Source organism: Dolomitihabitans soli, from assembly GCF_022213955.1.
GTDB classification, from domain to species: Bacteria; Actinomycetota; Actinomycetes; order Streptosporangiales; family Streptosporangiaceae; genus Streptosporangium_A; species Streptosporangium_A soli.
In genome coordinates this window covers 868,267-881,289 of sequence record NZ_JAKNTW010000001.1, presented here as the reverse complement: position 1 = coordinate 881,289, position 13,023 = coordinate 868,267, and the positions used below count along the sequence as shown (strand labels likewise).

11 protein-coding genes are annotated in these 13,023 nt (G+C 71.7%); all 11 read right to left on the bottom strand.

The window, feature by feature from the left end; genetic code table 11:
- Positions 1–77 precede the first annotated feature (77 nt).
- Positions 78–581 carry a cell division protein SepF gene (locus MBA17_RS03985; protein ID WP_238494840.1) on the bottom strand — a complete coding sequence of 168 codons (504 nt, stop codon included), beginning with the start codon at positions 579–581 and terminating at the stop codon, positions 78–80.
- 118 nt (positions 582–699) lie between these two features.
- Positions 700–1,404 carry a YggS family pyridoxal phosphate-dependent enzyme gene (locus MBA17_RS03980; RefSeq protein WP_238494839.1) on the bottom strand — a complete coding sequence of 235 codons (705 nt, stop codon included), beginning with the start codon at positions 1,402–1,404 and terminating at the stop codon, positions 700–702.
- A 95-nt stretch (positions 1,405–1,499) separates the two neighbouring features.
- A complete protein-coding gene (ftsZ, locus tag MBA17_RS03975) occupies positions 1,500–2,894 on the bottom strand; it encodes a cell division protein FtsZ (RefSeq protein WP_238494838.1) in 1,395 nt (464 codons plus the stop codon).
- Positions 2,895–3,117: 223 nt separating this feature from the next.
- Positions 3,118–3,786, bottom strand: a complete 669-nt coding sequence (locus MBA17_RS03970; protein ID WP_238494837.1) for a cell division protein FtsQ/DivIB — start codon at positions 3,784–3,786, stop codon at positions 3,118–3,120.
- Positions 3,783–5,189, bottom strand: coding sequence for a UDP-N-acetylmuramate--L-alanine ligase (murC, locus tag MBA17_RS03965; protein WP_238494836.1), 1,407 nt, complete (start codon positions 5,187–5,189; stop codon positions 3,783–3,785). Before murC ends, MBA17_RS03970 begins: the two co-directional genes overlap by 4 nt.
- 7 nt (positions 5,190–5,196) lie before the next feature.
- Complete coding sequence (gene murG, locus MBA17_RS03960; RefSeq protein WP_238494835.1) at positions 5,197–6,288, bottom strand: undecaprenyldiphospho-muramoylpentapeptide beta-N-acetylglucosaminyltransferase; 1,092 nt, start codon at positions 6,286–6,288, stop codon at positions 5,197–5,199.
- A gap of 36 nt (positions 6,289–6,324) precedes the next feature.
- On the bottom strand, positions 6,325–7,650 hold the full coding sequence (gene ftsW / locus MBA17_RS03955; RefSeq protein WP_455432684.1) for a putative lipid II flippase FtsW: 1,326 nt from the start codon (positions 7,648–7,650) through the stop codon (positions 6,325–6,327).
- On the bottom strand, positions 7,647–9,044 hold the full coding sequence (gene murD / locus MBA17_RS03950; protein WP_238494834.1) for a UDP-N-acetylmuramoyl-L-alanine--D-glutamate ligase: 1,398 nt from the start codon (positions 9,042–9,044) through the stop codon (positions 7,647–7,649). Before murD ends, ftsW begins: the two co-directional genes overlap by 4 nt.
- On the bottom strand, positions 9,029–10,084 hold the full coding sequence (gene mraY / locus MBA17_RS03945; protein ID WP_238494833.1) for a phospho-N-acetylmuramoyl-pentapeptide-transferase: 1,056 nt from the start codon (positions 10,082–10,084) through the stop codon (positions 9,029–9,031). Before mraY ends, murD begins: the two co-directional genes overlap by 16 nt.
- The gene (locus tag MBA17_RS03940) at positions 10,081–11,454 is read right to left on the bottom strand and encodes a UDP-N-acetylmuramoyl-tripeptide--D-alanyl-D-alanine ligase (RefSeq protein ID WP_238494832.1); all 1,374 of its coding nucleotides are present in this window, start codon (positions 11,452–11,454) and stop codon (positions 10,081–10,083) included. Before MBA17_RS03940 ends, mraY begins: the two co-directional genes overlap by 4 nt.
- Positions 11,451–12,986, bottom strand: a complete 1,536-nt coding sequence (locus MBA17_RS03935; protein WP_238494831.1) for a UDP-N-acetylmuramoyl-L-alanyl-D-glutamate--2,6-diaminopimelate ligase — start codon at positions 12,984–12,986, stop codon at positions 11,451–11,453. The genes MBA17_RS03940 and MBA17_RS03935 overlap by 4 nt, the downstream gene beginning before the upstream one ends.
- Positions 12,987–13,023: the final 37 nt, after the last annotated feature.

Genomic DNA, 13,023 nt, shown 5'->3' with positions numbered 1-13,023 from the left:
GTCCTGGTACGCCACCATCCCCATCCCCGGCCACGCCGAGGGCCACTGGGCCGATCCTGTACGTCCATAGTGGAACTCTAACTCTGGTTGAAGAACCCGCGCTCCGCGATTCGAGCCTTGTCCTCGGCGGTCACCTCGACATTGGCAGGGGACAACAGGAACACCTTGTTGGTAACACGTTCGATGCTTCCGTGTAGGCCAAAGACGAGACCTGCCGCGAAATCGACCAGCCTCTTCGCGTCACTGTCAACCATCTCGGTCAGGTTCATGATGACCGGAGTGCCGTCCCTGAAGTGCTCGCCGATGGTCCGCGCCTCGTTGTAGGTTCGCGGGTGCAGCGTCGTTATGCGCGCCAGATCGGTGGTGCGGCGCTCGATGACGGCCGTCGTGGGCCGCTGTGCGGGCAGACCGGGATCGGTCTCCTCCTCGCGGTCACCGGGCGTCCCAGGACGCTCCTCGCCGCCCCTGCGCGACTCGTCGTACTCGTCGTAGTCGTCGTCGGGGTAGCTCTCGTACCTCTCGTAGCGGTCGTCCTCCACGAGACCGAGGTAGACCGCCATCTTGCGCATCGCGCCGGCCATCGCTACTTGGTCCTCCGTCGTGCCTTCCAGGTCCGTGACGGCAGCCGTACCCCCTCTGGAGCTGACCGCTGAGCGACCTCCACTTGAGTGTGGACACCAAGGCCCACTTGAGTGGACATTACCTGACGAAGGGCTTCCGGCGACCGAGCAACGCCGTACCGATCCGCAGGTGTGTCGCGCCGTTCGCCACCGCCGCCGCCAGATCTCCGCTCATACCGGCCGAGATGATCTCCGCACCGGGATGCCGCTCCCGTACGGCCTGCGCCAGTTCCCGCAGCCTGGCGAACGCCTTGTCCGGCTCCTCGCCCAGCGGGGCCACCGCCATCACCCCGCCCAGTCGGAGTCCCCGGGCCCCGGCCAGCGCGTCGGCCAGCGCGGGAACCTCGCCGGGCCGCGCCCCACCGCGCGAGGGATCGTCGTCGAGGGCGACCTGTACCAGGCAGGTCGCCTCCCGGCCCACGCGGTCCGCCTCGCGACTCAGCGCGGTGACCAGCCGGATCCTGTCGACGGAGTGGATCACGTCGGCGTACCCGAGCACGGAACGCACCTTGTTCGTCTGCAACTGCCCGACGAAGTGCCAGGTCAGCGGAAGCCCGGCCGTCTCGGCCGCCTTGGCCGCCGCCTCCTGGTCGCGGTTCTCGCCGACGTCGCGGACTCCGAGGCCGGACAGGATCCGGACGTCGGAGGCCGGGTAGGTCTTGGTCACCGCGACGAGGGTGAGCTCCTCGCGGCCGCGGCCCGCCGCACGGCAGGCCCCGGCGATCCGGGCCTCCACCTCGGCCAGCCCGGCGGCGATCTGCTCTCGCCGTGTAAGATCCGTCACTCTTCGCCGCCAATTCCGTTGTCAGAGGTAAACCGGCGGCAACCATGGTGCTCCTCACCCTGGGACGGCTGACATCCGCCCCCTGGTGAGTGGGGTCACTTCAGGAAGTCGGGGACGTCCAGCTCTTCCTCTTGCTCCTCGAAGACCACCGGACGCCGCCTGGTGGGCTCCGACATCCGCGAGCTGATGGGCGTCGGCGGGGCCGGAGACTCCGGCGCCGGGCGAGGGATCGAGACCGGCGCCGGGTGCTCCTCGGCCGCGGCCGCGGGCTGCGGCGCGGGCTCGCCGAACGGCCGCACCGGCGCGGACGGCTCCCGGGGCTCTGCGCGCGGCTCGGGCCGTGACTCGTAGCGGGGCTCCGGGCGGGGTTCCGGTCGTGCCTCCTGACGCGGCTCGGCCTTCACACTCGGCGCGCTGGGCACCGAGGGCCGCACGGGGGCGGTCGCCCCCGAGCCGCCGGGCCCGTTGCCGGACGAGGCGGCCGCGGGCCGGGTGGCCTGCGGGCGCGCGGCGGGCAGCGGCGGCGCGGCGGGCTGCTCCTTGGCCGGTTCGTCGAAGCCGGCCGCGATCACGGTCACCCGCACCTCGTCGCCGAGCGCGTCGTCGATGACCGTGCCGAAGATGATGTTCGCGTCGGTGGCCGCCGCGTTGGACACGAGCTGGGCCGCCTCGTTGATCTCGAACAAGCCCAGGTCGGACCCGCCGGCGATCGACAGCAGCACGCCGTGGGCGCCGTCTATGCTCGCCTCCAGCAGCGGGCTGGAGACCGCCATCTCGGCCGCGGCGACCGACCGGTCGTCACCCCTGGCGTGACCGATGCCCATCAACGCCGACCCGGCACCGGACATCACCGACTTCACGTCGGCGAAGTCGAGGTTGATCAGGCCGGGCGTGGTGATCAGGTCGGTTATGCCCTGCACACCGGAGAGCAGCACCTGGTCGGCGGCCTTGAAGGCGTCGAGCACGCTCACCTGCCGATCCGAGATCGACAGCAGCCGGTCGTTGGGGATCACGATGAGGGTGTCGACCTCGTCGCGCAACGTCTCAATGCCGGCTTCGGCCTGGGACGCACGCCTGCGGCCCTCGAAGCTGAACGGTCTGGTCACTACCCCTATGGTCAAGGCGCCCAGGGAGCGAGCGATGCCGGCGACCACCGGCGCGCCCCCGGTACCCGTGCCGCCACCCTCCCCCGCGGTGACGAAAACCATGTCGGCGCCCTTGAGGACCTCTTCGATCTCCTCACGGTGGTCCTCGGCGGCCTTGCGCCCGACCTCGGGGTTGGCCCCCGCGCCGAGGCCGCGAGTGAGCTCTCGGCCGACATCCAGTTTGACGTCTGCGTCACTCATCAGCAGCGCCTGGGCGTCGGTGTTGATGGCGATGAACTCGACGCCCTTGAGTCCCTCTTCGATCATTCGGTTGACGGCGTTCACGCCGCCGCCGCCGATGCCGACGACCTTGATGACCGCGAGGTAGTTCTGCGGTGCTGCCACGACGAGGGGCCTTTCCGCTCGTTGACTTGCGATTTCATGCGGTACGACGATGCCGTGACCGCGATTCCCAACCCTCACCCTCAAGTTGAGATTTAGATTTATGTCAACCTGAGGATTGATACGGACAGTAGGAGTTACGCTCCACGCGGGTCAACTAACCGCGCCGCAAGCACGCCCGGCGTGTCGCGGGCTGTCCCATTCGCTCGACGCCGCGCACGTCTGCTCACTTCACGGTCACGACCTCGGGCGAACTCACATCGTAGGTGTCGGCGGTCCGATCCAGCAGCGTGGCCAGGATCGTCGCCTTCTCCTGCCCCCGGTCGACGCCTCCCCAGACGACGGTACGGCCGTCGCCCAGCCGGAGCGAGACGCTCTCCGCCGAGGCGGCGTGGACCTCGGCCACCCGGCGCGCCAGATCCTCGGGCAACGCCGCGATCACGGCCAGCGCCGCCAGCGTCGCCGGGTCCCGCTCCCCCGGCCGGGCCACGCGGAGCAGCGGCAGGCGCGGCGGGGCCACCGGCCGCACCTCGGTCACCACCCCGTGCCTGTCCATCAACGCCGCCCTGCCCGCCACGACGACCGCGGCGATCGGCTCGCGTTCCACGATCTCGATCCGCAACGTGCCCGGCCATCCCCTGCCGACATCGGCCGTCTCGATCTGCCTGATGCCCAGCACCCGGCCCTTCACCGCGGCCAGGTCGACGGTCGCCAGCGGGTGCCGGTCGGGCACCCCCGCAGCCCGTTCGACCTGCGCGGACGGCACGGTGAGATTTCCCACAACCTCGATCTCGCGCACGCCCAGCACCGGTGAGAAGAACACCACCCACGTCGCGGTGCCCACGACCCCGGCCGTGAGCACCGCCACCAGCACCATGCGCAGAGGTCTTCTCACCGGGTGGACAGCTCCGCGACGATCAGGGGGCCGAGTTCGGTGACGTCGCCCGCGCCCATGGTGACGACGACGTCGCCGGGGCGGGCGCGCGCGGCCACCACGCCGGGCACGGCGGACCGCTCGGGAACGTAGACCACCTGCTCGGCGGGCAGCGGAACCCGGCCGGCGACGAGCGCACCGGAGACCCCGGGCTCGGGATCCTCCCTGGCCCCGTAGACGTCGAGGACGACGGCCTCGTCGGCCAGCCCGAGCGCGGTGCCGAACTCGTCGGCGAAGAATCTGGTCCGGGAGTACAGGTGCGGCTGGAAGACCGCGATGACCCGGCCCGATCCGGAGAAGGAGGCCACCACGTCGCGGGCCGCGTGCAGGTCGGCCGCCAGCTCGGTCGGATGGTGCGCGTAGCTGTCGAAGACGGCGACGCCGTCGGCCTCGCCCTTGGACTCGAAGCGCCGCTTGGCGCCGGTGAAGGCGGCGAGACCGTCGCGGATCTCGTCGAAGGGCAGGCCGAGCTCGGCCGCGACCGCGATGACCGCGGCGGCGTTGAGCGCGTTGTGCCTGCCGGGGACGGCGAGCTTGACCGGACCGAGCCCGTCGACGCCGAAGGCCAGGCCGAAGCCCTCCGGCTTGACGTCCCTGATCCGGAAGTCGACGCCGTCCGTCTCGCCGTACGTCCGCACGGTCAGGCCGCGGGCGCGGGCGATGGGGATGAGCGCGGCCGAGCCGGGGTCGTCGGCGCACAGCACCAGGACGGAGCCGACGCGCTCGACGAAGCGGGCGAAGCTGTCGTGCACCGCCCGGGGGTCGCCGTAGTTGTCGAGGTGGTCGGCTTCGACGTTGGTGACCACCGCGATGCGGGGGGCCAGCATCAGGAACGAGCCGTCGCTCTCGTCCGCCTCGGCGACGAAGACGTCTCCGGTGCCCTCGTCGGCCCCCAGCCCGGTGGTGACGAGCTGGCCGCCCACGCAGTACGAGGGATCGGCACCGCACTTCTGCAGCGCCACCGTGAGCATCGAGGTGGTGGTCGTCTTGCCGTGGGTGCCCGCGATGGCGACGGCGTTGCGCCCGGCCATCACGGCGGCGAGCGCGGCGGCCCGCGGGATGATCCGAAGCCCCTGGCGCAGCGCCTCGCCCAGCTCGGGGTTGGAGTCGCGGATCGCGGTGGAGACCACCACGGTGTCGACGTTCTTGACGTGCGAGGCGGCGTGGCCGATGTGCACGGTGGCGCCGAGCCGGCGCAGCTCGGCGACCATCTCCGTGCTGCGGGCGTCGCTGCCGGTGACCCGCACGCCTCGCTTGAGCAGGATGCGCGCGATGCCCGACATGCCCGAGCCGCCGATCCCGATGAAGTGGACCCGGCCCAGCTCCTCGGCCGACACCGGCTCAACCAGTTTCACAAGACTCATCAGACGCTCACCTCTGTCTTCCCGCCGCGGCGACGCCCAGCACCCTGCGGGCCAGCTCGAGGTCGGCGTCCTTGCGGCCCATCCTCGACGCCGCCTCCGACATCATCGCCACCCGCTCGGGGTCGGACAGGATCGGCAGCAGATGGTGCACGATCCACTCGGGGGTCAGGTCGGCGTCGTCGACCAGCAGACCGCCGCCGGCCTGGGCGATCGGGGCGGCGTTGAGCCGCTGCTCGCCGTTGCCGTGCGGCAGCGGCACGTAGGCCGCGGGCAGGCCCACCGCGGTCAGTTCGGCGCAGGTCATCGCCCCGCTGCGGCACAGCGCGAAGTCGGCGGCGGCGTACGCCAGGTCCATCCGGTCGACGTAGGGCAGCACGACGTACTGCGGATCGCCGGGGGGCGGCTCCTCGTCGAGGGTGTTCTTCGGGCCGAGCACGTGCAGCACCTGGATGCCGGCCCTGCGCAGCGTGGTGCCGGCCGCCAGGGCCGCCCGGTTGAGCGAGCGGGCGCCCTGCGAGCCGCCGAAGACCAGCAGCGTCGGCAGGTCGGCCTCCAGGCCGAACCAGGAGCGCGCCTTGTCGCCCGTCGACAGCCGGTCGAGGTTGACGATGTCGCGGCGCAGCGGGATGCCGACGTACTGGGCATGCGGCAGCGACGCCTCGGGATGGCCGGTGAACACGTGCTCGGTGAGCCGCGCGCCGAGCCGGTTGGCCAGGCCGGGGCGTGGGTTCGCCTCGTGCACCACGATCGGCACGCCGCGGCGTCTGGCCGCGAGGTAGCCGGGGGTCGCGACGTAGCCGCCGAATCCCACGAGCACGTCGGCCTGCACCCTGTCCAAGATGCCCGCCGCCGCGTTGATCGCCCCTGCCAGGCGTCCCGGCACCGAGAGCAGCTGCGGCGTGATCGCCCTGGGCAGCGGCACCGCGGGCACCAGCTGCAACTCGTATCCCCGCTGCGGCACCAGCCGGGTCTCCAGACCCCGCTCGGTGCCGAGGCAGGTGATGCCGATGTTCGGGTCCAGATGGCGCAACGCGTCTGCCAGTGCCAGCGCCGGCTCGATGTGACCGGCCGTCCCGCCGCCGGCGAGGACCACCCTCATGTCGGTCCTTTCACTTCACCTGTCGAATGTCGGCCTTCAGCGGCCCGTACGGCGAGACTTCGCCTTCGGGCCACCCAGGCCAAGCCAGCTTAGGGCCCGAGCCACCGGTCCGGGGCCACGCGCGGCGAGAGCCTCGCGTGCGCCGGGCTCGCGTTTGGCGAACGACAGCAACATGCCGAGCGCCGCGAGCGTGGGCAACAGGGCCGAACCACCATAGGACACCAGGGGCAGCGGGATGCCGGTGATGGGCAGCACACCGATCACGGCGCCGATGTTCACGATCGCCTGACCGGCCACCCAGGCCACCACGGCGGCCGAGGCGAGCCGGACGAACGGGTCGGTGACCCGCGAGGCCACCCGCAGTCCCGCGTATCCCAGCAGGCCGAACAGGGCGACCACGGCGAGTGTGCCCGCCAGCCCCAGTTCCTCGCCGAGGATGGAGAAGATGAAGTCGCTCTCCGCGTGCGGCAGCCAGCTCCACTTCTGCCTGCTGCTGCCCAGCCCGAGCCCGAACCAGCCGCCGGACCCCAGCGCGATCTGCCCCTGCACGGCCTGGTAGCCGGCGCCCTGGGCGTCGGACCACGGGTCGAGGAAGGAGTTGATCCGCGCCATCCGGTACGGCTCGACCTTGATCATGATCAACGCGGCCAGCACCGAGACGGACAAGATGCCGGCGAACAGCTGGATCGGCGCTCCCACCACCCACAGCAGCGACAGGAAGATCAGCAGAAGCACGAGCGTGGTGCCCAGGTCGCTGCCCAGCATGACCATGATGGCCACGATCGCGGTACCCGGCATCAGCGGGATCAGCAGCCGCCGCCACTCGATCCGGCCCGCCCTGGCCTTGCGCGCGAGCAGGTCGGCCCCCCAGAGCACCAGCCCGAACTTCGCGGGCTCAGAGGGCTGCAGGTAGAATATGCCGAGGTCGAGCCAGCGCTGGGCGCCGCCGTGCGACTCGCCCACGAACATCACGATCAGCAGACCGAGGATCGACAACGCCATCAGCGGGTAGCCCGCGAGCCGGAAGAACCGCTGCGGCAGCCGCGAGCAGATCCACATCAGGGGCAGGCCGAGCGCCGCGGAGAAGGACTGCCTGATGAACCAGGAGAACGGGTCGCCCGTCTCCTCCAGCGCCTCGATGCTGGAGGCGGAGAGCACCATCATGAGCCCGAGCGCGAGCAGCAGCGCGCTGCACCCGATGATCAGGTAGTACGACGTCAGCGGGCGGTCCAGGAGCTCCATCAGCGAGCCGGTCTGCTCGCGCACCCACCCCTTGCGGCGGACCGTCCCCGGCTCGGCCGGAGGGCCGGTGGTCCCGGAGGGCCCGGAGGTTCCGGGGCTCCCCGTGGTCTCGGTTGTCATCCCCGCCGCCCGCGGTCCCCTTCCGCCAGGCGGTGCACCGCCTCCGCGAAAGCCTCCCCGCGGGCTCCGTAGCCGGGGAAGATGTCCAGTGACGCGCCCGCGGGCGCGAGCAGCACGGTGTCCCCCGGGGCGGCGAGCCTGGCGGCTTCGATGACGACACGGTCCATGACCCCAGTGTCTTGCCCCGGCACCTCCACCACCGGGACATTCGCGGCGTGTCGCGCCAGAGCCTCCCGAATTCGATCGCGATCCACGCCGAGCAGCACCACGCCGCGCAGCCGCGGCGCCGCCCGCCGTACCAGATCCGCCACGTCGGCGCCCTTGAGCTGACCTCCGGCGATCCAGACGATCGACGGGTAGGCCGCGAGGGACGCGGCCGCCGCGTGCGCGTTGGTCGCCTTGGAGTCGTTCACGTAGCGGACGTCGCCGACCTCGGCCACGGTCTCCATCCGGTGCGGGTCGGGCACGAAATCGGCCAGGCCCTGCCGTACGGCCGCCGGAGGGACCCCGTAGGAGCGGGCGAGGGCGGCGGCGGCCAGCGCGTTGGCCACGTTGTGCGGCGCGAAGGGCCGCACGTCGCCCAGGGACGCCAGTTCCTCCGCGCTGTCGCGCGGGCTCGCCACGAAGGCGCGGTCCACCAGAAGGTCCTCCACGACGCCGAGCTGCCCCGGCCGCGGCACGTCCAGGGTGAACCCGACCGCCGAGGGGTACGGCGCGGCCAGGCGGGCGGCGAGCTCGTCGTCGGCGTTGTGCACGACGGTTCCGGCCCGCTCGAAGATCCGGCCCTTGACACGGGTGTACTCCTCCATGGAGCCGTGCCAGTCGAGGTGGTCGGGGGCCAGGTTGAGCACGGCGGCGGTGTGCGGCGCCAGGCTGCCCGACCAGTGGAGCTGGAAGCTGGACAGCTCGACCGCGAGCACCTCGCTCGGCCCGAACACGGCCTCCACGATCGGCGTGCCGACGTTCCCGGCCGCGAGGGCCTTGTGCCCCGCCGCGGTCAGCATCGCGGTCAGCATGCGCACCACGGTCGTCTTGCCGTCGGTGCCGGTCAGCGCGAGCCACGGCGCGGCCCCTCGCGGACGCAGCCGCCACGCCAGCTCGACCTCCCCGATCACCTCCACCCCCGCGCGGGCCGCCGCCGTCAGCAGCGGGTGGTCCGGCCGCCAGCCCGGCGAGGTGACCAGCAGCGAGGTGCCGGGCGGCGGCTCGGCGATCGCGCCGAACCGCACCTGCACGCCCTGACCGGCCAGCTCACCCGCCAGCGCCCGCTGCCGCTCGCCGTCCCTGGCCTCCAGCACCAGGACGCTCTCGCCCGACGCCGCCAGCGCGCGGGCGGCCGCCGCGCCCGATACGCCCAGACCCGCCACCACGACGCTCATTACTTGGGCATCCATTCGACGTAGAACAGGCCGAGGCCCGCCGCGGCGCACAATCCGGCGATCAGCCAGAAACGGACCACGATGGTCGTCTCCGCCCAGCCCGCCAGTTCGAAGTGGTGCTGGAGCGGGGCCATCCGGAAGACCCGTTTCCCCGTCATCTTGAAGAAGCCGACCTGGATGATCACCGACATGGTGATGAGCACGCAGAGCCCGGCCAGGATGATCAGGAGCAGCTGGGTGCGGGTGGTGACGGCGAGCCCGGCGATCACGCCGCCGAGCGCCAGCGAGCCGGTGTCGCCCATGAAGATCTTGGCCGGCGGCGCGTTCCACCAGAGGAAGCCGATCAGCGCGCCCAGCACGGCGGCGGCGACCACCGCGAGGTCGAGCGGGTCGCGCACCCAGTAGCAGTTGGGGCCGAGATGGTCGACGCAGCTGTTGCGGAGCTGCCAGTTGCCGATCAGGACGTAGGAGCCGAGCACCACGCCGGTCGCGCCGGAGGCGAGGCCGTCGAGGCCGTCGGTGAGGTTCACCGCGTTGGAGAAGCCCACGATGATGATGAGCACCCAGACCGTGAACGCGACGATGCCGATGGAGGGCCCGAAGTCGCGCAGGAAGGAGAGTTTGGTCTCGGCGGGGCGGATGTCGTACTCGTTGGGGAACTGCACCACCAGGATCGCGAAGATCGCTCCGACCACCAGCTGGCCGAACGCCTTCGCGCCGCTGCGCAGGCCGAGGCTCCGCTGTTTGTAGATCTTGATGAAGTCGTCGAGGAAGCCGACCATGCCGAGACCGGTCATCAGGAACAGCACCAGCAGGCCGGAGACCGTCGGCGAGGAGAGCGTGGCGGCGTGCGAGGCCGCGTAGCCGAGCAGGGCCGCGATCACGATCACCGTGCCGCCCATGGTGGGCGTGCCCCGTTTGTCGTAGTGGCCCGAGGGGCCTTCCTCCCGGATGTTCTGACCGTAACCGCGTTTGGAGAACAGGCGCATGGCGATCGGCGTGCCGATCATCGACAGCAGGAGACCCACTGCCGCCGCGACGATGATGTCCCTCACTGGCGGACACCTCCGAGCAGCAGATCCGCCACGCGTTCCAGCCCCATCGCGCGCGGGCCCTTGATCAGCACCACGTCCCCCGGCGCCAGGCTGCGGGCCAGCTCGGCCGCCGCCGTGTCGGCGTCGGGCACGTGCAGCACCGGTGCTCCGGACGCGCCCGCGAGCAGCGGCCCCGAGCCGGGGCCCACCACGATCAGCCCGGTCAGACCGGCGCCGGCGGCCATCCGGCCCACCTGCTCGTTGAGCGCCGCGCTCTCCTCGCCCAGCTCCCGCAGCGCGGCGATGACGGCGAACCTGCGCCGCTGGCGGCCGAGGTCGCCGAGCGCGACGAAGGCCGCGCGCATGGAGTCGGGGTTGGCGTTGTAGGCGTCGTTGATCACTGTCACGCCGTCCGGCCGGTCGGTGACCTCCATTCGCCATCGGCTGCGGGGCTCGGCCTCCGACAGCTCCTGGGCGATGGTGGCGACCGGCAGGCCGAGTTCGTAGGCCCCGGCGGCGGCGGCCAGGGTGTTCTCCACGGCGTGCTCGCCGTACAGGCGGAGTTTGACGGGGGCCTCGCCCGAGGGGGTGCACAGCGTGAAGCCCGCGCGGCCGCGCTCGTCGATCGTGACGTCGTCGGCGCGGACGGCGGCGTCGGGCGAGCGGCCGAACCAGGTGACGCGGGCGGCGGTGCGCTCGGCCATGGTCCGCACGTACGGGTCGTCGGCGTTGAGGATGGCGACGCCCCCCGCGGGCAGCGACTCCACCAGCTCTCCCTTGGCGGTGGCGATCGCCTCCCGGCCGCCGAACACGCCGAGGTGGGCGGTGCCGACGTTCAGCACCACGCCGATCCTGGGCGGCGCGATCCTCGCCAGGTAGGCGATGTGGCCGGTGTCGCGCGCGCTCAGCTCCAGCACCATGAACCTGGTGCTCTCGTCGGCCTTGAGCACCGTGAGCGGGTGGCCGATCTCGTTGTTGAAGGAGCCGACGGGCGCCACCGTGGGCCCCATCCGTGCGGTGAGCCTGGCCAGCAGGTCCTTGGTGGTGGTCTTGCCCGCCGAGCCGGTCACCCCGATCACCGTGGTCGCGGGCAGTTCCGCGGCGACGGCGGTGGCGAGGCCCGCCAGGGCGGCCACCACGTCGCTCACGATCACGGTGGGCGCGTCGGTGGGCCGGGAGGCCAGTACGGCCTCCGCGCCCCTCTCCCGCGCCGCCACGGCGAAATCGTGGCCGTCCACGCGGGCGCCCTTGATCGCGACGAACAGGGATCCCGGCACGACGTCCCGCGAGTCGATCACGACGGGGCCGCGAATGACCGCGCGGGGGTCGGCCATGCCCGTGAGGGCGCCCGAGGTGATCTCGGCGACCCTGGCCAGCGGCAACGGGATCATGCTTCTTCCCTACTCTCCATATGTGCTCTACGGCCGAGAGCCGCCGCGACGACCTGCCGGTCGTCGAACGGAAGCACCTCGCCGGCTATGTACTGACCCTGCTCGTGGCCCTTGCCCGCCACGATCACGACGTCGCCGGGCTCTGCCCGGCCGATCGCCAGATCGATGGCGGCGGCACGGTCGGGCTCCATGATCACATGAGCCCGGTCATGCTCGGGCACCTCCAGTGCTCCGTCAAGCATGGCCGCAAGGATGCCCAGAGGATCCTCGGTTCGGGGGTTGTCACTGGTGAAAAACGCCACATCCGCCAGCAGCGCGGCCGCCCGGCCCATCAGCGGGCGCTTGCCGCGGTCGCGGTCGCCGCCGCAGCCGAGCACGACGATCAGCCTGCCGGGGGTGACCGCGCGCAGCGAGCGCAGCACGGACTCCACCGCTCCCGGCTTGTGCGAGTAGTCGACGATCGCCTGGAAGCCGTGCCCCTCGCCGACCCGCTCCATCCGGCCGGGAACCCCGGTCAGCGAGCCCACGCCGTGCACCGCGGCCTGCAGCGGCACCCCGGCCTCCACCAGCGAGACGATGGCGCCGAGCGCGTTCGACACGTTGAACGCGCCGGGCAGCGACACCGTGACGTCGGCCTCGACCCCGCCGGGCCCGACCACCCGGAAACTGCTGCCGTCGCCGCCCGAGCGCACGTCGAGCGCCCGCCAACCGGCCGCGGCCGCCCCCGCCGCGGAGAACGTGGTCACCGGGATCTTGGACCGCCCGACCAGCTCCCGCCCGTACTCGTCGTCGAGGTTGACCACGCCCGTACGGCTCAGCTCCGGCGTGAACAGCCTGGCCTTCGTCGCGAAGTAGTCGTCGAGATCACGGTGGAAGTCGAGATGGTCCTGGGACAGGTTGGTGAACAGGGCCACGTCGAAGAAGACGCCGTCGACCCTGTCGAGTGCCAGGGCGTGGCTGGAGACCTCCATGGCGGCGGCCGTGACGCCCTTCTCGCGCATGAGGGCGAACAGGCCGTGCAGTTCGGTCGCCTCCGGCGTGGTGAGCTTGGGCGTGAAGCACAGGTCGCCGGCGTGGATCTCGACCCCGCCGATCACCCCTGCCCGGTGCCCGGCCGCCTTGAGGCCCGCCTCCAGCAGGAAGGTCGTGGTGGACTTGCCGCTGGTGCCGGTGACGCCGATGACCATGACGTCGGCGGCGGGCCCGCCGTACACCCACGCGGCGACCCGGCCGAGAACGGCGCGGGGGTCGGGCGTGACGAGCACGGGGAGGCCGGTGGCGGCGGCGGCCTCGCAGCCGCCCGGGTCGGTGAGGATCGCCACGGCTCCGGCGGCGAGCGCGTCAGCGGAGAACTGGGCTCCGTGGAACGACGCTCCTCTGAGGGCGACGTAGAGATCGCCGCGACGCACCTCGCGGGAGTCGATGGTGACTCCCGTCACCGCGGCGCGCGGACCCTGCGGCGCGCCCGAAGGGGCGCCGAGCAGGGCCGCGAGCCCGGAGAGCGGGCGGGGCGGGCTGGTCGTTGGACGCATAGACGACGGGGGACGCACGGCGAGAGCGTACCTTCAC

Bases quoted from the DNA above. Each gene is read 5' to 3' on its own strand.
- MBA17_RS03985 (WP_238494840.1), bottom strand. From the start codon at position 581: ATGGCCGGCGCGATGCGCAAGATGGCGGTCTACCTCGGTCTCGTGGAG.
- murC (WP_238494836.1), bottom strand. From the start codon at position 5,189: ATGAGTCTTGTGAAACTGGTTGAGCCGGTGTCGGCCGAGGAGCTGGGC.
- murG (WP_238494835.1), bottom strand. From the start codon at position 6,288: ATGAGGGTGGTCCTCGCCGGCGGCGGGACGGCCGGTCACATCGAGCCG.
- ftsW (WP_455432684.1), bottom strand. From the start codon at position 7,650: ATGACAACCGAGACCACGGGGAGCCCCGGAACCTCCGGGCCCTCCGGG.
- murD (WP_238494834.1), bottom strand. From the start codon at position 9,044: ATGGATGCCCAAGTAATGAGCGTCGTGGTGGCGGGTCTGGGCGTATCG.
- MBA17_RS03940 (WP_238494832.1), bottom strand. From the start codon at position 11,454: ATGATCCCGTTGCCGCTGGCCAGGGTCGCCGAGATCACCTCGGGCGCC.
- MBA17_RS03935 (WP_238494831.1), bottom strand. From the start codon at position 12,986: ATGCGTCCAACGACCAGCCCGCCCCGCCCGCTCTCCGGGCTCGCGGCC.